Below are 18,795 nucleotides of genomic sequence, written 5' to 3'. Positions count from 1 at the left end.
CCCGCCGGTCTTGTCGCATTAAACAGACACTGCCGCGCAGGACGGGCGGTACATAACCGATGACGGTATCATAACACCATCGCGCGGGTTACGCACCACTATGCATCAACCAAACTGCTTGGCGGCGTTGCGTGCATCGAGAAGCGTGCTCCCCAGCACTACTCCACCCAATCGAAGGTGCGGGTCACTGCCTTCTTCCAACCGCGATAGAGGCGAGCGCGGGTCTCTTCATCCATCTGCGGCGTCCATGTATGATCCACGCCCCAGTTGGCCCGCATCTCGTCGGTGTTCGACCAGAAGCCGACGGCAAGGCCGGCGGCATACGCCGCGCCGAGCGACGTCGTTTCGGCCACCTTGGGCCGGATCACCGGCACACCGAGGATGTCGGCTTGGAACTGCATCAAGGTGTTATTGTAGACCATGCCGCCATCGACCTTGAGTGCAGTTAGCTTCACCCCTGAATCTTGCTCCATCGCATCAAGCACTTCGCGGGTTTGATAGGCGGTAGCTTCGAGCACGGCGCGGGCGAGGTGGCCTTTGTTGACGTAGCGAGTCAAGCCCACAATCACGCCGCGAGCATCTGAGCGCCAGTAGGGGGCGAACAGACCGGAGAAGGCGGGCACGAAATAGATGCCGCCGTTATCTTCGACCAGATTAGCCAGCGCCTCTACCTCAGCCGACGAGGTAATCAAGCCAAGGTTATCGCGCAGCCACTGCACAAGAGCGCCGGTAATCGCGATCGAACCTTCAAGCGCGTAGACAGCGGGTTGGTCGCCGAACTTATAGCAGACGGTAGTCAGCAAGCCACTCTTCGATGGCACGATCTTGGTGCCGGTATTGAGCAGCATAAACGAGCCGGTGCCGTAGGTGTTCTTCGCCTCGCCGGCATCGAAGCAGGTCTGGCCCACCATCGCGGCCTGCTGGTCGCCAAGGATACCGGCCACTGGCACCCCAGCCAAATCGCCGGTGGCCGTGCCATAGACCATACTCGACGGCACAATCTTGGGCAGCATCTGGCGCGGAATACCCATAATGCCAAGGATCTCGTCATCCCAATCAAGGGTTTCGAGGTTCATCAGCATTGTGCGTGAGGCATTCGTCACATCAGTGACATGAACGCCGCCATCGGGGCCGCCGGTGAGCCACCACGTCAAGAAGGTGTCAATATTGCCGAAGACAACATCACCCGCCTCAGCCGCTTCGCGCGTGCCGGGCACATGATCGAGAATCCAGCGAATCTTGGGGCCAGAGAAATAGGTTGCCAGCGGTAGGCCGGCCTTAGCGCGGAAGCGATCTTGGCCGCCATCAGCCGCCAGTTCGTTGCAAATCTGGTCGGTGCGGGTGTCTTGCCAGACAATCGCGTTGTAGACTGGGCGGCCCGTTTTGCGATTCCAAACCACCGTCGTCTCGCGCTGGTTGGTGATACCGACCGCAACAATATCACTCGCGCTCAAGCCGCCCTTATTGAGCGCGCTGCGGATCACGCTCTGGGTGCGCTCCCAAATCTCGTCGGGGCTATGTTCAACCCAACCGGGGCGGGGATAAATCTGCTCGTGCTCTTTCTGGTCGTAGCAGACCACATTGCCACTGTGGTCAAAAATCATACAGCGGGTGCTGGTCGTTCCCTGATCAATTGCAGCGGCATACTTTGCCATGAGGACAGACTCCTTTGTCTCCAAGCATACCAAGTGGCATGCGAACTTATCCTTGGGCGGCGCGTTCGAGGGTGGCGAGCATTGCCTGCGCCATCAGGAACGCAGACGCCGCCCCCGGATCGCGATGGCCAATCGAGCGTTCACCGAGGTACGACGCGCGGCCCTTCGTCGCTAACATTGGTTCGGTTGCGATCATGCCCTGTTCACAGGCGGCAACTGCGGCGCGCATAGCCGCCAGCAGATCACCGCTTGCTGCATACTGCTCTTTCAGCGCATCGACCGCAGGCGCGATTGCATCGATCATCGTCTTTTCGCCGCGGGTTGCCTTGCCGCGCGTTTGAATGCCTTCGAGGGCAGCGCTGAGGGCAGCGATCAGCTCTTCGGCGCCGATCGTGGCCCGGTCGCCGATCGCCGTGCCGGCGCGGAGAAAGGCAGTGCCGTAGAGGGGGCCGCTGGCCCCGCCAACGGTCGAGATCAGCGTCATACCGGTCAATTTCAAGAGACCACTGATACTGCGATCGGTTGCCGTGGGTAGTTTACTCATGACCGTGCTAAAGCCGCGGTCGAGATTCACACCGTGGTCGGCATCACCAATCGCCGCATCGAGCCGTGTCAGATACTCACGCTGCTCTTTGACCCGTTCGGCTACCAGTTGAAGAAAGCTTGTGACATGATCGGCGGTGATCTGCATGGTTCCCCTACGTCAGTCTGGCGGCGGGGCTTAGCCCCGCCGTGGTCTTCCACCTACTTACATACCCCAGCGCAACGCAGGCGTATGCACTGGCGCATCCCAAAGCTTGACCATCTCGTCGTCAAGGCGGAGCAACGTGAAGCTGACGCCGGCCATCTCAAGCGAGGTGATGTAGCTTCCCACCAACGATCGAGCGATGGTAATGTTGCGATCCTTGAGGATGCGTGCTAATTCATTGTACATCAAATAGAGTTCGATCAGTGGTGTGCCACCCATACCGTTGACAAAGGCAAGCACGGCATCGCCGCTCTTGAACGGCAGGTCGTCGAGGATGGGGCTGGCCAGCATTTCGGCGATGTCGCGGGCGGGAGCGATCTTTTCACGGCGGCGGCCCGGCTCGCCGTGGATGCCAATGCCGACCTCCATCTCATCTTCGGCCAGCTCGAAGCCCGGCTTACCAGCCTGCGGCACCGTACACGGCGTCAGGGCCATGCCCATGCTGCGCCCGTTGGCATTGACCCGTTCGGCAATCGCCTTGCAGGTGGCCAGATCTGCGCCAGCTTCGGCAGCGGCGCCGACGATCTTCTCGAGTAGCACCGTCACGCCGACTCCGCGGCGGCCAGCCGTCCATGTGCTATTTTCCACCGCCACATCGTCATTCGTTACCACACTGGCCACCTCGATCCCCTCAGCGGCGGCTAATTCGGCAGCCATCTCGAAGTTCATCACGTCGCCGGTGTAGTTCTTGACGATATGCAGTACACCCTTGCCGCCATTGACCGCCTTGGTCGCGGCCAGCATCTGATCGGGCACCGGCGAGGTAAAGACCGCGCCGGGGCAGGCGGCATCGAGCATGCCGTAGCCGACAAAACCGCCATGCATCGGTTCGTGACCCGAACCACCGCCCGAAATCACGCCGACCTTGTTGTGCGGCGCACCCTTGCGCACGATATAATCGGGATCGAAATGCACATCAATCAGGTCTGCGTGAGCGATCGCCATCCCGGCCAGCGCCTCTTTAACGACGTTCTCCGGTGCGTTGATCAACTTCTTCACAGGCTTCCTCCCCTAACGTGAAGACTAACAGCCGTTACATGTCCAGCACATTTGCCAGCAGTGCCGCGATTGAGCCACCAATAAGCGGGCCAACTACCGGCACCCACGAATAACCCCAGTTGCTGTCACCCTTGCCGGCGATCGGTAATACAAAGTGGGCAATGCGCGGGCCAAGGTCGCGCGCGGGGTTGATCGCATACCCGGTGGGGCCACCGAGTGATAGACCAATACCCCAAACCAAAGCCGCCACTAGATACGGGCCAAGGCCGCTGGCCGGGCTGCCGCTGGTGGCGCCGTTGGCGCTGAAGATGGCGAAGATAATGAAGACCAGCGCGAAGGTGCCAATCACTTCGGTAATGATGTTGTTCACCGGATTGCTGATCGCCGGGCCGGTGCTAAAACAGGCCAGCTTGAGGCCGGGGTCTTTGGTGACTTCCCAGTGTGAAAGGTAAGTCAGCCAAACGAGGGTTGCGCCGATGAACGCGCCAATGAATTGGGCGATAATGTGCATTACAGCAGTACCAACATCGTAGCCGCCGCGCAGCATCACTGCGATCGTTACCGCTGGATTGAGGTCAGCGCCGGGGCTGCCTAGGGCAATAGCCGTGAATACGCCACTCATCACTCCAAATGCCCAGCCGGCAGTAATGACGATCCAACCGCCACCATTGCCCTTCGATTGCGTCAGCAATACATTGGCTACGACGCCATTGCCAAACAGAATCAGCACCATGGTGCCAAATACTTCGCCCAGAAAGGACGCAGGCATAGAGAGTCTCCTCCTTGCAACACAAACGGAACCAGTTCTTGCGAATCAACCTTGATCCGGCGTTCAACCAGAGAACGTGATGCGCGCCAATCATGACTCACGGTTAGCGAAGCATAACCAACTTGCACGCGCAACGTGGCGTGCCGGCGCATCTGAACTGGGCGTGCGCACCATCTGCGCTGTCGGCAGTGTGCGGCGACCCGCCCTGCGCACCTCCTTTCCAACTCTCTCTATGAGCGACACGATGCATTGCACCGTGCAATGCACACACGTTTCCTGCCAAGCGCCGTTGTGCGCTTGCCATCACGTTTCGACCGCGGCTAGGATGCCATCATCCCTCTTCGTTTCGTGGTTGGGTCGAGTTCCCTGTAATTGGTATCGTAGCAAAGCGGGTGAAGGAACGTCAAGCTGTGAAGAGGCTGTGCATCATGCAAAAGTGTTTCAATGTTGAAACGTCATCACGGCGTCAAATCATCACGTGAAATGTGGTAGCGAGTCATCTTTCGCCAGAGGGTGGCCCGGCTAATCCCTAACAAGGCTGCTGCCCGGCCCAAGCGTCCGCCAGCGGTGCGGATAGCACGGATAATCGCGTCGCGCTCGCTCAACTCTTGCACTTCCGCCAGTCGCGGGCTATCCGCTATCGTCAACGGAGTGGCATGGCGCGCAATTGCCGGCGGCAAATCGTTAACAGTCAAGACGCTCTTGGTGCCAGTTTGCGCCATCCGTTCCAGCACTACTTCCAATTCACGCACATTACCCGGCCACGGGTAAGCGCGCAACGCAGCGAGCGCATCAGGATCAAGCGCCACCGGCCGGCCCAACTGTTCGCTGAGCCGTTGCGCCATGTGGTTAGCCAGCAAAATAATGTCATCACCACGCTGGCACAGCGGTGGAATGTCAACGACAAACGCGCTCAGCCGGGCATACAGATCGGCGCGAAAGCGACCTTCTTGTACCAGTTGTTCGAGATCATGACCAGTGACGATCAGCCGGACATCGATCGGGACAGGGCGCGCGCCGCCTGATCGGATCACTCGCCCCATTTCGATGGCACGCAGCAAGCTCGTTTGCTGATCAAACGACAGCGCATCAATCGCTTCGAGGTAGATAACGCCGCCATGGGCCAGTTCGAGCTTGCCCGGCCGGCCCGGTTGCCGGTCGGTTCCTTCAACCCCGAACAATTCGCTGTCAAGCAATTGGCGTGGGATCGCAGCGCATGAAACCCGCACAAAGGGGCCGCCAGCACGGTTGCTGGCGTTATGGATCGCTTGGGCAAAGATCTCTTTGCCAACACCGGCTTCGCCACGCAAGAGCACCGCTCCGCGCCCGGCGGCAGCGATCCGCGCTTGCCGCAAAGCCTGCCGCATACCCTCACTCTGACCGATAATGTCGCGAAAGGTAAAGGTTGCTTGCGCTCCGACGACCTGTTGCACGAGCTGGCGCACGCTCTCGGTTGGGCGGAGCGTAATGACACTGCCCAAATACCGCCGGCTGCGATCCCAAACCGGGCGCACGCCGCAGATAACTGCCTGCGCGCCGGTAGGGGTTTGCCAGATGATTTCTTGTTCGTCAAGCGTGCTCAGGCTGTGAAGAGCCGCAGCAATCGCCGGCGGTGGCGGAATAACGCTCTCGAGCGGCCGGCCCGCGGCTGAACGCACATTGATGTCGAGAATATTCGCCACCCGCCGGCTTAGCCGGCGAATCTCACCGTGCGGCCCTACGAAGATCAGTCCCTCGTTGATCGTATCAAGTGTGGCGTACAGTTCGCTCAGTTGGTCATTGGCCTCGTTGAGCAGCCGTTCGGCACGGAGTTGGCTGTGCAACGCTTGCGCTGCGGCAATCACCATTCCAAGCGCGTAGGGGTGGTAGGCTTCGGCTAGGGTAAGAATGGCCAGCGCACCTAATGCCCTGCCATCCGGGCTGAAGATCGGGGCTGCCGCCAGCGCAAACGGCTTCAACCAATTGCAATAGTGCTCGTCGCCGCTGGTCTGGCAAGGCAACGCTTCACGCAGCGCCAAATCGATTGCGTTAGTGCCGGCGACCTCTTCCGTCAGACTAATGCCATAGCCGATACCGTATCGCTGCGCTCGTTCGATGACCGTACTGTCGCCGGCAAGGTCGATGATCGTACACTGCTCGTCGCAAATCACCACCGCAAAGCCGGGGTGATCGCTAAGCTGGTAGAGATCTTCGATCGATGAGCGGGCCAATGCTTGCAGATGGCTCCACCCTGCCAGATTGACCGGCCCTGTCTGTGGCGGACTGGCCAGATCAAGGCCGTGCGCTTGGCAGCGCGCCCATGATCGCTGAATTGGCGGGAGTGAAGATGTTGGCATCGCACACCTCGCGAGATCTTCCAGCTATGTATATTATAAGCGAAGAGAATTATCGATTGCATTGACATGGCACTGCTTGCCTAGCCTCGCTCGGTGTGAGCCGGTCTTGTTGGTTCTGGAGACGATTGAGGATCCGCTTATGCGCAATATTCGCTATTCAGATACATGAATTGACGAGTTGGCGAAAGGTCGGAATTATGGATAAGATCCTGCACCAATAATGTTGCTCGTGAGGCTGTCAGCGTCGTTTTACGGTTTCTAGGGTCTGCTTCTCATTCTTTGCCATCCGCGCTAAGATGCAACAGTGTGATGATCTGCCCAGTGCAGCGTGTTTCGGCCTCGCCGAATAACATGTCAGACATTATCTTCTTGGTGCAATCCGTTGTAAAACGTTAGGTGTGGCAGGTTTGGCTAGGCGGTTTTGAATGAGATTCTGCTCTACATGGGCAGGATCGTGTATTGGTTGATTACGGGTGATGCGCCAGTAATGCGCGGGTAAAGAATTGGCTTTGTGTAGAAATTCTGTGGTGAAATATGGAGTGCGGCAGTTTGACTGCCGCGCTCCATGAATATAGCTACACAAACGCCGCAATCCCAGTAATCTCGCGCCCGACGACCAACGTGTTGATCTCGTTGGTGCCTTCGTAGGTATAGACCGCTTCGATGTCAGCGAAATGGCGGGCAATGTGCCGGTCGAGCAAGATGCCGTTGCCGCCGAGCACTTCACGCCCCAGCGCCACGATCTGGCGCGCCTTGCCGGCGCAGTATTGCTTGGCCAACGAGGCCATACCCTCGGTGATCTGGTTTTCGTCTTCGTCACGCAGCTTGCTCAACCGCCACGCCATCAACTGGATCGCCGTCAAATCGCCGAGCATCTGCACCAGCTTCTGCTGCACCAACTGGAAGCCGGCGATCGGGCGGCCAAACTGTTCGCGCTGCAATGTGTAGTCGAGGGCAAGCTCATACGCGGCCTGCGCGTGCCCGACCGCTTCCCATGCTACGCCGTAGCGGGTGTTTTTGAGAATGTTGGCCGTATCGCGGAACGAGCGTGCCAGTGGCAAGCGGTTCGCTTCGGGCACGAAGACGTTATCCAGCTTGATGTCGGCATTGATCACCGAACGCTTAGCGATCTTGCCCTCGATCTTGGTCGCCTGATAGCCCGGCGTACCCTTTTCAACCAGAAAGCCGCCGATCCGTCCAGTCTCTTCATCTTGCGCCCACACCACGATCACATCGGCGAAGGTGGCGTTTCCGATCCAGCGCTTTTCACCGTTGAGCAAATAGCCACCATCGATCCGCTTGGCGGTAGTGCGGATGTGCGCTGCATCAGAGCCGACGTGCGGTTCGGTGAGCGCAAAGGCACCGATCTTTTCCAGCCGGGCCATTGCTGGCAACCAACGCTGCTTCTGCTCTTCCGAACCACAAGCAGCAATTGCTCCCATCGCCAAGCCGCTGGTCACGCCGACAAAGGTGCCGACGCTGCCGTCACCGCGAGCAAGTTCGGCGGCGATCAGCCCAACTTCGACGCTGGTAAATCCCGGACAGCCGTAACCTTGAATAGTGCCGCCAACAATGCCAAGCTCGGCGATGCGCGGGATCAGCTCGAACGGGAATTCGGCCCGCTCCCAATAGTCATTGATAATCGGCAATACATGCTCGTTGCAAAACGCGCGCACTTTATCGCGAAGGGCGCGCTCGCGCGGGGTAAGGAGATCGTCGAAATGGAAGATGTCTATCCCGCGCTCGCTTGCGATCGTCATTGGTCGCCTCCTATAGATGAACGTTATGACGCACTGCGTAATAGATTATAGCACATCTCGCGATGCAGTATGCGGTTAGAGGGGTGGGTTAAGGAAACGCTGCCCAAAGGTGCAGGAGGTATCTGCTAGCAGTGCGAGAGGTGTCGTTCTTGCGGCGCGCAATGACGGGGGAACAGGCGATAGCGTCGCCGCCCTTTCGTGTACAATAGAAGCAGCACGATGATCGTCGAGATCGAGGTGAGCTATGCGACTCAGTGAAGATAAAGTGCGTCGGATTGCCGAGCGCTTGCACGACGAATTGGCCGAGCGCGGTCTCTTAGCCTACCGCGACCGTCCGGGTCAGCGCCCTAGCGATGGCCGCGCGTTGCGGGTCAAGGCAATCTATGATGCGATTGTGGCCGATCTGAAGATCGAAGAGGAGATCGACGCTGAAGTTGAGCGAATTCTGGCGACCTACAGCCGCGAGATCAAGGGCACCGAGCGCGATATTCTCTTCCGCAAGCATAAAGAAGAGGTAGCGCGCAAGCGGGGGTATGTGTTATAGTGGTGTTTCGCTGCTGTTTCATCGCGTTATCTCACCCAGTAGAGCAGAATGTAGTGCGGCCCAGTGTGCGGCACGACGAACTCTCCGCCGTGGGTTACGAAACCAACGGTGAGATAAAACGGTAACGCACTGGTGCGGCCATGGCACCAGATCATGTCGCCGCCGTGACGCCGGACATGCTCGATCCCGGTTTGGAGCAACGCTTGGCCGATCCCCTGCCGGCGAAAGGCGGGCCAGACCCCCATGCCGCGCAGTCGCCACGCCGCACGGGCCGGTATCTCAGCGAAATCTTCTGGGGCGAATGAGGCGATACCCACGAGCTGCTCATCAACGAAGGCGCCAGCGTGTAACGCTAGGGGGTGGTCGTCACCGGGATAGACGAGTTCGTCAATCGCTTGGTGTGGGCGCAGGATTTGTTGGCGCAGGGGCCGGGTTGCGGCGGCGCTGATGGGGCGAATCGAGTAGTTCATACGTTCTGACTTTAACGCAGAGATGCAAAGAAGGTAAAAGCACAACGGATTCTACCGCAAAATCGCAAAGATATTTGAGATTGATCTAATGTAAATTTGCACCATACTTAAAGTCTTTTGCGACCTCTGCGTCTTGCGTCTAACGGTCTCTGCAACCTCTGCGTCTAACCGTCTCTGCGCCTTCGCTCACTCTGCGCCTTGGCATCGAGATAGTCTTGCAAAATGATTGACGCGGCGACCTGATCAATCTGCGCTTTGATCTTAGCCGGTTTGAAGCCGAGATTGCGCAACATTTGCTCGGCAGCGACGCTGGTCAGCCGCTCGTCGAACATTTCGACCGGGCAGGTAAGCACAGCAGCCAACGCATCGGCGAAGCGTTGCACCGCAACGGCTTGCGGGCCGTGTTCACCGCGCATAGTTAGCGGCAATCCCACCACCACCTGCGTAACGCCGCGCTCGGCGACGAGCCGGGCGATCTGGGCAATGGCCCGTTCGGGCGGGTGAGCGGCGATGGTGGTCAACGGTGCGGCGATACGGGCGCTGGCGTCGCTGATCGCCACGCCGATGCGCCGTTCACCGACATCTAGCCCTAGGATGGTCTGTTCGTTGGTTGTATTCACGTTGGCCGGATATGGTTAGGTCACAGCGGACGCCGATGGTGCAGAACATGCCGTACCTGCAACTTGCTCTCCTCACTCAATCCGAAGCCGGAGCTGCCAGCTCCAGCCGGGGAAGCGATCAACGTTTGGCGGTAGCGTAAAGCCGGCCAGTCTCCCGCTGACCACTAACGCTTGCAAGCCTGCTTCAGCTTCGACGCGGGTGCGGCCTAATACCGCATTCTGCACCGCCGCGCGTGTTGCCGGATCAAGCTCGTTGCCGCAGGCCGGGTCTGGCCCCACTGCACCATCAACGCGCAGGGTCGCGCCATCCCAACGCCAGCCATTGATCACCGCGGCCCGGCAATCACCCGGACGCAACTGGCCGTTTTGGATCAGTTGGGCATTAAACGCGTCAGCCAATTGGCGCTGGAAGCTGGCCGGATCGCCGCTGACCGCCAGCCCGCTGTAGTTCGCTTGCACGGTCAAGGTAAAGAAGCGATTGTCTTTCGGCAGAGACGTACCTATCGGCGGATCGACCATCTGCTCGAAGCCGGCTAATTGCTCTAGCTCGGCCCGGCTCGGCGAGACGGTGGTCGGTTCGAGGCGGAGATTGCGGGCTAATGCCAGCCCATCAAGCTGCCGGCGCGCCTCTTGGTCGAGCCGGGTCAACGCTTCGGCCAAATAGCGGCGTACATCGCTCTCTTTAATCACAAACACTTCTTCATCGGTTCCGCCGCCGATTGCATCATGCACAATCGTCAGCACGCCGCTGGTGAGATTAATCGTCGGCCCGCCGGGAATGCGCAGTTCGCGAATAGTATTTGCGGGAATGTTTGAGGCGCTGCCCGGCGAGCGAGCGATAATGCGCACTTGCGCTTCGCCGAGCGTGGTGATGATCTGATTGCCAAGATTTGAGGTCACTGCACCCGGTACTGTAACATCAGCCTCGCTGAAGAAGGGAATCGGCTGATCGTTCGGCCCGAAGGCAACGAACTCGCTTCCTGCGGGAATGACTATCGGCTGTGTGTTCAGATTACGCAGGATGATCGTTCCCTGCGCACTGCTAACCGGTGTCATCACGCCTTCCGTCACTTCACCGCGCAGACTGATAGCGACCGTCGTTCCGAGCGGTTCAGCCGCAACGGCGCTACTGTTCGCTGCTGAGGTGACCGGGATCATTGGCAGTGCCAAGCCGGTGATTGGCGTTGTTTCACGCGCCGGCAAGCGCACCACGATGGTTACACTGCTTGTCGCTACCTGCCAAACACCGAGTCCTATGACTGCGATAAAGAGTGCCGCCAGTATCCATCTGAGCCACGATTGTTGCCGAAGAAGGGATCGAGGTGCGCTGCGCGGCGCCGCAATCGGTGGTGGTATATCAGTTAGCTCGCGTCGTGGTTGGGCAAAGGTACGCTGAGCGCGATCAGCATCGCTCCGCTGTCCGATCTGGCTTGCCCGCGCCACTTCAGCCTCTGAGAGTTGAATATCTTCAGGCCGCACCCGTGGTGGTTGGCGCGATGCCTCACGGGCTGACGGGATTGGCGGCGGTGGTGGACCGGTACGCTCTTGCTCGAAGGCGGCAGCCAGATCGTCAAGCGCGTCGAAGAACTCTAGGTCATCGTCACCCATCGCTTGGGCTGGCGGCGTTGCCGTGCCGCTGGTTGTTGTTGGAATAGGCCGTGTTGCCGGTGCTGCAATCGGACGGGTTTCGGCCGGCGCCGGTTTCGCGGTTTCAAACAGCTCTAGATCGTCAATGGCACCAGTACCGGCTAGTTCATCGAGTGCGGCCAGAAATTCGAGATCTTCAGCCGGCAGGTCTTCGCTGGCAGGTGGCGGGGGAGGCACCGGTGCTTGCACGTGCGCGCCGGTGACTTCGATCGTGGTCAGCCGGCTCTGGCGGGCCGCTTTGAGGATGGCCGGGTCGGAGCTAATGATCGTGAGGGCAATACCGGCAGCCGTCGCCAATTCGCGCAGCGCATCGGTGCCGGCGACGCGCTGGAGGAAGCTGGCGCCTTCGGGGGCCAAGATCTGCACGTTGGCGGCATGGGTGGCTCGTACCCGCGCCATGAGCGACTCGGCGGTATCATCGGGTAGCGCAAGGACAATCGCTGTCTCGTCGGTGATCATAGCCCCTCACCCCCGGCCCCTTTCCCCGCGTTCAGGAAGAGGGACGCTGCGGCAATGCGTCAACGTTATTCTATCACTCACGGTATTAGTCTACCACGCGAGATGGTTTATGAACATGTAGTCAGGGCGCGAAACAGCACTTCTTGGCTCTCACCTCTGCTCTCCCGCTAGGGGAGGGTGGAGAATAGCCACGAAAAACGACAAAAGGCACAAAAATAGACTATTTTTGCGTCTTTTTGTGGCTATTCGGCTCGATGCTCGCACGTTCGTCCTTACTCCGACTGGCATATGGCCCTTACCCGCAGCCCCTCCCCCAACGGGGGAGGGTGGAGAATAGCCATGAAAAGCGACAAAAGGCACAAAATGAAAATCTTTTTGGCACTTGTTTGCAGGTTTTTATGACTATGCCGCTCTGTGACCCTTTACCCCTCCCCGTGAACGGGGAGAATGGCTATGTAAAAACACTCACAAAAATTATTGAAATTTGTCATGCTTTTTGTGTGTCTTTGTGGCTATTCCCCTCACCCCGCCTGTTCGGCTAGCACACCGGCAGCGGCGTTGATCGCCGCAGCTAACTGGTTGGGATTGCGCCCGCCGGCTTGGGCAACTTCAGGCTTGCCGCCGCCGCCGCCACCGACGATCGCCGCCAGCGGCTTGACCAGTTGCACCGCGTTTAACCCGCGCCGGACAAGATCGGCGGTCACCATGGCCAACAATTGCGGCTTGCCGTTAATCTGCGCGCCGAGCACAATCACCGCGCTGCCCAGCTTGTCACGCAGATACTCGCCCATCTCGCGCAATCGCTCGACGGTATCGGCCTCGACCTCGGCAGCGAGCAGTGGTACGCCGGAAATCGTCTGTATCCGGTTCAACAACGTGTCGAGCTGTTCACGCGCCAGCTTGCTACGCAGCGCTTCCAGCTCTTGCCGGCGCTGTCGGTTCTCGGCCAACAAAGCTTCGATCCGCTCGGCCAACTGGGAAGGTTGGGCATTAATTCGCACCGCCAGATCGCGCAGCACTTGCGCCTGCTCTTCCACCCACACCTCAGCGCCGCGCCCAGTCAGCGCCTCGACGCGGCGAATACCGCTGCCGATACTTCCCTCGCTGACCAGACGAACAAACCCGATCTCGCCGGTACGATTGACGTGGGTGCCGCCGCACAACTCAAGGCTATCGCGTGAAGCATACTCACCGTTATCGAACCCGTTACCGCGCTCGATGGTCACCATCCGTACCGTGTCACCATACTTCTCGCCAAACAGGGCAATTGCGCCGCGTGCCATCGCATCCTGATAGCCGGTAATCTCCCAGCGCACGGCAGCGTCAGCCCGTACCCATGCATTCAGCCGTCGCTCAACCTCGCGCAACTCTTCGGGGTCAACCGGCTTCGTGTGGGTAAAGTCGAAGCGCAACCGATCCGGCGCGACGAGCGAGCCGGCCTGCGCCGCATGCTCGCCAAGCACATCGCGCAACGCGCGCTGGAGCATGTGGGTGGCGGTGTGGTTGCGCTGAATATCGGCCCGCCGCACCATATCGACTGTTGCTTGCACCTGATCGCCCACGCTGATTGTGCCATCAACCACCCGGCCATAATGAACGATCAGACCGGGCAGCGGGCGGCGAGTGTCTTCCACGCGCACCGATCCTTCAGGCCCAACCAGCAAACCTGTATCGCCGACCTGACCGCCACTTTCGGCGTAAAACGGCGTGGTATCGAGCACAATCTGCACCTGCCGTCCAGCGTGCGCAGTGGTCAGCGCATCGCCATCAGCCAGCATCCCGATCACCGTCGCCCGGTCGCTCAGCCGCTCGTAACCAGTGAAGTGGGAATTGGGCAAATCCAACTCGGCCCACAGCTCAGCTTCACTACCGCGCTTACTGGCCGCTGCTGCGCGTGAACGAGCGCGTTGCTCGGCCATCGCCGCCTCGTAGCCAGCTTCATCAACCGCCAACCCCTGCTCGGCAGCAATCTTTTGGGTCAGATCGAGCGGGAAGCCGTAGGTGTCTTTCAACACAAACGCATCGTTACCGGGAATCACCGTCTCACCGCGAGCGCGTACCTGCTCGATTACCGCATTCAGCCGGGTAATACCACCGCTGAGCGTGCGCAAGAACTGGCGCTCTTCCTGATCGGCGGCGCTGAGGATAAACTCGCGCCGCTTACGCAGTTCGGGGTAGGCCTCACCCATCTGCTCGATCACCGCTGTGATGACTTCAGCGAGGAACGGACGCTCAAACCCGATTGTGCGGCCCTGATAGGCAGCGCGACGCAAAATCCGGCGCAGCACATAGGCTCGGCCCAGATTGCCCGGCAGCACGCCATCGGCGATTAAAAATGCAATCGCCCGCGCATGATCGGCAATCGCGCGGTAGGCGCTGCGGTGGGCCTGATAGTGGGCCTCGTCGCTGCCGCGTGTGCTGATAATCCGATTGATAATCGCTACGAACAGATCGGTTTCATACGTGCTATGCACCCCCTGCATCACCATCGCCATCCGCTCAAGCCCCATGCCGGTATCAACCGAAGGGCGCGGCAGCGGCTGCATCGTGGCGCGGTCGTACTGCATAAACACGTTATTCCAGATTTCGACGTAATTGGGATCGTCGGAGTTTACCCCCTCGGCGCGCATCTGGCTTAAGTCATCGCCAATGTACATCGTAATTTCCGAGCAGGGGCCGCAGGGGCCGGTATCGCCCATCACCCAGAAGTTGTCTTTACGACCAAAACGCAACACCCGCGACGGATCGGCTCCTTGTGCGATCCACAACTCGGCAGCCTCATCATCAGGCGGCACTTCGTCATCGCCGGCGAAGACCGTAAACCACAGCCGCTCTACCGGCAACTGAAATTCTTCGGTTAACAACTTCCACGCTAGCCGGATGGCCTCGGCCTTGAAATAGTCACCGAAGGAAAAGTTGCCCAACATCTCAAAAAAGGTATGGTGGCGTGGCGAGGGGCCAACCTCTTCGAGATCGTTATGCTTGCCGCTGACGCGCAAACACTTCTGCGCCGTGACGGCACGGGTATACGGACGTTGCTCACGCCCTAGAAAGACATCTTTAAACTGCACCATACCCGAATTAGCGAATAGTAATGTCGGGTCATCGGCAACGACTAGCGACGAGCTAGGCACGTGGGTATGGCCATGACGCTTAAAGAACGAAATAAATGTTTCGCGAATCTGCGCGGCGGTCAGTTTTTGCATAGTATGGCGCCTATATTCTCAACGGTAGAGGGTTGGGTACTGCTATCCGTAATGCAAAGAGTGCGTGTGCGAATGAAATCTCTTGCGAATGAGTGGTACCCTCGCCCGACCAACAATTTGACGCAACAAACCTCTTCCTCGCGCTATTGTAGACGATTGTGGCGGCGACCGTCAACCGTTTTGGCATGGAAGATGAAGGGCAGGCCGGTAGGAGCGGTGCGGCTGTGGTGCAGGGAACCCCCTCGTGGGGGGCCGTCACCCACGAGGGAGGGGCGGGCGTAGCGCACTCACAGTGGATTGATATGAGCGGAAGACATTCCGCCTTACGAGACACTGCGCACACTCACCGTAGAGCGAATTCATTTCGCCCACCATGAATGTGCGGACATGGTAGGGGCAAACCGGTGGTTCGCCTTTGTGGAACCGGGGGGTCTCTGTCGCCCCGAGCAGGTTGTTGGGAGCGGAATGAATGCCGCTCTACAGGAGACCATCCCCCCTTCCCCCGTGTGGGGGAGGGAACGGGGGTGGGAGCGCAGCATACTGCGCCCCTCCTGCGCCCCTGCTGTGTCTGTCCCATGTTCATTGACACTTAGGTCACGGTGTGTTACACTGGTTGTGACGCATTGCGTCATTCTTCTCCCTGCTCGAAGTCATATCCGGCAACAATGGGGTTGCCCGTCGCTCAATGTTGAACAGGAGGCATTTATGGCGCTCGTATCTCTTCCGGCCAGCCTCACCCGCATCATGCAGCAGGTGAATCTCCCGCTTGTTGACACCTTTCGCGCCTTACGCGGCGTTACTCCGCAAGAGATTGGTCTCTTGCTAAAAAGTATTACCGCCAAACGGCGGCCTAAGCGCGTGCCGCCGATCAATAGCGATTTCTTCGATATTTTGGGTGAACTCTCGCCCGAAGAGCGGGTGATCCAGCAGAAGATCCGCTCATATATGGAAGAGAAAATTCGCCCGCTGGCCAACGGCTACTGGGAGCGCGGCGAGTTTCCACACGAGATTGTGCCGAGTTTTGCCCGCCTCGTCGCTGAAACTTTCGGCACCCGGCCTTACGCTATCGACGCGCTCGGCCCGGTGTTGACCGGCGTGGCTTGTATGGAGCTTGCGCGGGTCGATCCTTCGATCTACACCTTTTTTGGCGTGCATTGGGGCTTGTGTATGGGGTCAATTGACCTCTTTGGTTCGGACGAACAGAAGCAGCGTTGGTTGCCGCCGATGCAGCGCTTTGAGTTGATTGGTTCGTGGGCGCTGACCGAACCCGATGTCGGCTCGGCGACCGCCGCCGGTCTCACTACTACCGCCCGCTTTGAGCGCGGTCACTGGGTGATCAACGGCGCCAAGAAGTGGAGCGGAAATGCGCCGATCGCCGATCTCAACATTATCTGGGCGCGCGACGTATCCAACAACCAAGTGCAAGGCTTCATTGTCGAGCGTGGCACGCCGGGCTACGAGGTTGAACGGCTGGAAGGCAAGATCGCCCTGCGCACGGTGCAGAACGCTAACATCCGGCTGGTCAATTGCCGCGTGCCTGAAACCAACCGGCTGCCGAATGTGGGCGGCTTCCGCAGTATTGCCCGCCAACTGGCGATCACCCGCGCCGCGGTTGCGTGGGCGATGACCGGAGTGGCGATGGGGGCGTATGAGAAGGCGTTGGCATACGCTCAGCAACGTATGCAATTCGGACGGCCCATTGGCGGTTTTCAGTTGGTGCAGAACAGTCTGGTGCAGATGCTGGCGAATGTGACGGCGATGCAGACGATGTGCCTGCGTATGAGCCAGATTGCAGCGCGCAATGGGACGATCAGCCACGAGCACGCCTCGCTCGCGAAGGTTTTTTGTGGCGAAAAGATGCGGGAAACGGTGGCGTTGGCTCGCGCTGTGTTTGGCGGTAACGGCATTCTGCTCGAACACGAAGTCGCACGGTACTTTGCCGACGCCGAAGCACTCTATTCCTACGAAGGCACCCACGAGATGAATACGCTGATCGTTGGGCGGGCGATTACCGGCATGTCGGCGTTTGTGTGATGGGTGTAAGAGCGTAAGGGCGTAGAAACAGTAGAGCCGTAGCATTGCTACGGCTCTACTTCTTTTAACAGAATATTGCCTCTGCATCCTTGCCCCTCACATTGCCGTATGCTACAATCGTCCTACGTTCACGCTAGGTAAAAATGCTTATGAACCGCGATCTCAACTTTACGCTTGAATGCTCACCTGACGAACGTGAGGCCCTTGTAACTGCGCTCCGCAGCGCTGGCGCCGATGTGCAGCAGCAGCCGGTCAGAGATGTTGATTGGCAGACCATTGTCGTGCTGTTCGACAATATCGGCAAAGTAGCCAGCGGTGCGACAGCAGCCATTGTGCTGGCTGAAAAGGTCGCCGAAAAACTGAACGCATGGCGCGCCAGCCAACGCCGCAGCGGGAAGACGCCACGCGGCACGCTGCGCCGTCCCGGTCAACCACCACTTGATCTTGCCACTGCGACCGATGACGAGGTGTTGCAATGGTTGTTGCAAACGCCACCGCAGCCGTGACCCCGGTACGGATGCTGGCGCTGTTCGCCGCGCCGTTGGTAGAGAAGCGTGGCAACGATCTGGTTCCGATCACGCTGCTGCCGGTGCAAGAGGAACTGGAGACACTTGCAGATACTTGCCGTCGCCTCGGTGTTGCGCTGGAAATACAGGCGGAGATTGCGACTGCCGAACGGATCGGAGAACTATTTGCCACTGCGTCACTGCCGTTCGATCTCCTCCATTTTACCGGGCATGGGAGCCGGGAACAGAACGGATCGAGTGTTCTGGCGCTGGAAGATGAAGCCGGTGCGCTTCGCCCAATGAATGCCGATGAACTGCGCCGGTTGATTATCCGCCAGCCCTGCCGCCTAGCCTTCATCAGCGCTTGCCACTCGGAAGGGCTGGCGATGGCGCTGCTCGCCGCGGGTGTGCCGCACGTAGTGGTGATCAACGCCGCCGATGCCGTGCTCGACCTTGCCGCTAGAGTCTTTGCAGCGCGCTTCTACGCTGCGTTGCTAGCGGGGCGCACGGTTGAAGAAGCATTTACCGTCGGACGCAATGCAGTATTTGCGAACGATGATCTGCGCATGTGGCGCGATCCGCAAACACTACAACCGCGCAATGTGAGCGAAGAACTCAAATTTCGTCTGCTGCCAGAAGACAATCCAATTCATCAGAATCAGCTCATTTCCCCACCGCCGCGTGGTGCGGTAACGTTCCTGCCCCCGTTGTGGGAGCGTACCAACCTTAGCCCGGCAAGTGCCGACCCATTTGTAGGTCGTGCGCGTGAGTTGTTCCAGATAAACCAATGGCTGCGCGACCATCGTTGCGTCGCTATTCAAGGCATGGGCGGCATGGGCAAGACTGCGCTGGCGCTGGCAGCGGCGCGCTGGCAACACGAACGCAACCGCTGGCGCGATGGGGTGTGGCTGGTACAGTTGCGGAATATTGCCAGTGCATACGAGGCGCGCAACCAGATTGCGCTGGCGCTGAACCTTGACGCCAAAGCCGCTGAGAGTGATGCAACGCTCGCCGCTGCCCTGCGCGACCGCCATAGCCTGCT

General features: G+C 59.1%; 14 protein-coding genes. 4 read left to right on the top strand and 10 right to left on the bottom strand.

All coding sequences use genetic code 11. The annotated features are described in order from the left end of the window. Nucleotides 1-158: 158 nt before the first annotated feature. The 6 genes from glpK to Q1A00_RS06615 all read right to left on the bottom strand — a co-directional run bounded on the left by glpK (nt 159) and on the right by Q1A00_RS06615 (nt 8,267). The gene (gene glpK / locus Q1A00_RS06640; protein WP_298401731.1) at nt 159-1,655 is read right to left on the bottom strand and encodes a glycerol kinase GlpK; all 1,497 of its coding nucleotides are present in this window, start codon (nt 1,653-1,655) and stop codon (nt 159-161) included. Nucleotides 1,656-1,701: 46 nt separating this feature from the next. Continuing rightward, complete coding sequence (dhaL, locus tag Q1A00_RS06635; protein WP_298401729.1) at nt 1,702-2,346, bottom strand: dihydroxyacetone kinase subunit DhaL; 645 nt, start codon at nt 2,344-2,346, stop codon at nt 1,702-1,704. Nucleotides 2,347-2,403: 57 nt separating this feature from the next. Then, a complete protein-coding gene (dhaK, locus tag Q1A00_RS06630) occupies nt 2,404-3,402 on the bottom strand; it encodes a dihydroxyacetone kinase subunit DhaK (protein ID WP_298401727.1) in 999 nt (332 codons plus the stop codon). A 34-nt stretch (nt 3,403-3,436) separates the two neighbouring features. Next, nucleotides 3,437-4,171: an MIP/aquaporin family protein gene (locus Q1A00_RS06625; RefSeq protein ID WP_298401725.1), complete on the bottom strand. Its 735-nt coding sequence runs from the start codon at nt 4,169-4,171 to the stop codon at nt 3,437-3,439. A gap of 458 nt (nt 4,172-4,629) precedes the next feature. After that, nucleotides 4,630-6,507 (bottom strand): sigma 54-interacting transcriptional regulator, encoded by a 1,878-nt coding sequence (locus Q1A00_RS06620; protein WP_298401723.1) that lies wholly within the window; start codon nt 6,505-6,507, stop codon nt 4,630-4,632. Nucleotides 6,508-7,082: 575 nt separating this feature from the next. After that, nucleotides 7,083-8,267 carry an acyl-CoA dehydrogenase family protein gene (locus Q1A00_RS06615; protein WP_298401721.1) on the bottom strand — a complete coding sequence of 395 codons (1,185 nt, stop codon included), beginning with the start codon at nt 8,265-8,267 and terminating at the stop codon, nt 7,083-7,085. Nucleotides 8,268-8,511: 244 nt separating this feature from the next. On the opposite strand from Q1A00_RS06615, the gene Q1A00_RS06610 reads away from it, so the two are divergent. Next, nucleotides 8,512-8,811, top strand: a complete 300-nt coding sequence (locus Q1A00_RS06610; protein ID WP_066789688.1) for a DUF507 family protein — start codon at nt 8,512-8,514, stop codon at nt 8,809-8,811. 26 nt (nt 8,812-8,837) lie between these two features. On the opposite strand, the gene Q1A00_RS06605 is transcribed toward Q1A00_RS06610, so the two are convergent. The 4 genes from Q1A00_RS06605 to alaS form a co-directional block, all read right to left on the bottom strand. After that, nucleotides 8,838-9,281, bottom strand: a complete 444-nt coding sequence (locus Q1A00_RS06605; protein ID WP_298401716.1) for a GNAT family N-acetyltransferase — start codon at nt 9,279-9,281, stop codon at nt 8,838-8,840. 164 nt (nt 9,282-9,445) lie between these two features. Then, entirely contained in the window at nt 9,446-9,901 is a 456-nt protein-coding gene (gene ruvX, locus Q1A00_RS06600; RefSeq protein ID WP_298401714.1) for a Holliday junction resolvase RuvX, read from the bottom strand. A 72-nt stretch (nt 9,902-9,973) separates the two neighbouring features. Beyond that, nucleotides 9,974-12,007, bottom strand: a complete 2,034-nt coding sequence (locus Q1A00_RS06595; RefSeq protein WP_298401712.1) for a hypothetical protein — start codon at nt 12,005-12,007, stop codon at nt 9,974-9,976. Between the two features lie 521 nt (nt 12,008-12,528). Continuing rightward, a complete protein-coding gene (alaS, locus tag Q1A00_RS06590) occupies nt 12,529-15,213 on the bottom strand; it encodes an alanine--tRNA ligase (protein WP_298401711.1) in 2,685 nt (894 codons plus the stop codon). Between the two features lie 705 nt (nt 15,214-15,918). Here alaS and Q1A00_RS06585 point away from each other — a divergent pair. The 3 genes from Q1A00_RS06585 to Q1A00_RS06575 all read left to right on the top strand — a co-directional run. Beyond that, the gene (locus Q1A00_RS06585) at nt 15,919-17,247 is read left to right on the top strand and encodes an acyl-CoA dehydrogenase family protein (RefSeq protein ID WP_298401709.1); all 1,329 of its coding nucleotides are present in this window, start codon (nt 15,919-15,921) and stop codon (nt 17,245-17,247) included. Between the two features lie 149 nt (nt 17,248-17,396). After that, complete coding sequence (locus Q1A00_RS06580; protein ID WP_299755836.1) at nt 17,397-17,753, top strand: hypothetical protein; 357 nt, start codon at nt 17,397-17,399, stop codon at nt 17,751-17,753. Further along, nucleotides 17,723-18,795, top strand: a 1,073-nt coding sequence (locus tag Q1A00_RS06575) for a CHAT domain-containing protein (protein ID WP_299755833.1), incomplete at its 3' end; no start/stop codon positions are given. The genes Q1A00_RS06580 and Q1A00_RS06575, both read left to right, overlap by 31 nt.

The sequence above is a fragment of the uncultured Chloroflexus sp. genome, from assembly GCF_938091255.1.
In the GTDB taxonomy this organism is placed as follows: Bacteria; Chloroflexota; Chloroflexia; order Chloroflexales; family Chloroflexaceae; genus Chloroflexus.
This window is presented reverse-complemented; position numbering and strand designations above follow the sequence as displayed.

Coding starts and splice junctions, on each gene's coding strand:
- alaS (WP_298401711.1), bottom strand. CDS start 15,213: ATGCAAAAACTGACCGCCGCGCAGATTCGCGAAACATTTATTTCGTTC.
- glpK (WP_298401731.1), bottom strand. CDS start 1,655: ATGGCAAAGTATGCCGCTGCAATTGATCAGGGAACGACCAGCACCCGC.
- Q1A00_RS06595 (WP_298401712.1), bottom strand. CDS start 12,007: ATGATCACCGACGAGACAGCGATTGTCCTTGCGCTACCCGATGATACC.
- Q1A00_RS06585 (WP_298401709.1), top strand. CDS start 15,919: ATGGCGCTCGTATCTCTTCCGGCCAGCCTCACCCGCATCATGCAGCAG.
- dhaL (WP_298401729.1), bottom strand. CDS start 2,346: ATGCAGATCACCGCCGATCATGTCACAAGCTTTCTTCAACTGGTAGCC.
- Q1A00_RS06620 (WP_298401723.1), bottom strand. CDS start 6,507: ATGCCAACATCTTCACTCCCGCCAATTCAGCGATCATGGGCGCGCTGC.
- Q1A00_RS06625 (WP_298401725.1), bottom strand. CDS start 4,171: ATGCCTGCGTCCTTTCTGGGCGAAGTATTTGGCACCATGGTGCTGATT.
- Q1A00_RS06605 (WP_298401716.1), bottom strand. CDS start 9,281: ATGAACTACTCGATTCGCCCCATCAGCGCCGCCGCAACCCGGCCCCTG.
- Q1A00_RS06615 (WP_298401721.1), bottom strand. CDS start 8,267: ATGACGATCGCAAGCGAGCGCGGGATAGACATCTTCCATTTCGACGAT.
- Q1A00_RS06610 (WP_066789688.1), top strand. CDS start 8,512: ATGCGACTCAGTGAAGATAAAGTGCGTCGGATTGCCGAGCGCTTGCAC.
- Q1A00_RS06580 (WP_299755836.1), top strand. CDS start 17,397: ATGAACCGCGATCTCAACTTTACGCTTGAATGCTCACCTGACGAACGT.